Source organism: Mesorhizobium sp. M1D.F.Ca.ET.231.01.1.1 (assembly GCF_003999155.2).
GTDB lineage: Bacteria > Pseudomonadota > Alphaproteobacteria > Rhizobiales > Rhizobiaceae > Mesorhizobium.
Window position 1 is genome coordinate 1 of the sequence record NZ_RZOZ02000246.1, and the last position, 295, is coordinate 295.

General features: G+C 65.4%; 1 pseudogene. It reads right to left on the bottom strand.

From position 1 onward, the window contains the following. Nucleotides 1–258 (bottom strand): annotated as a pseudogene (locus EN874_RS33145) (hypothetical protein); the annotation flags it as partial. Nucleotides 259–295 lie beyond the last annotated feature (37 nt).

Below are 295 nucleotides of genomic sequence, written 5' to 3' on the forward strand. Positions count from 1 at the left end.
CAGCTTTCGCGTCGCCAGCGTGTCGACGATGGTGCGTACTTGGACTCGCTGACCGTTCCAGGTACCGGCCCAGGTGACGACGCCGGCCGTGCCGTCGGAAATGTCGGCGGCATCCGCAACGACGCTGCGAACATTTGCCATATCGGCGGCCAAGGCTACCTTCGCCCTGTTGCGGCTGGCGCGGCCTAGCCAGGCAATATGGGCGACGACCACCAATGCGATCGCCCCGGTAAGCAGTACTGACGCCAGTTCCGACATCTCGACACGCTACGGCCCGCCGTCAACGGCGGGCCTT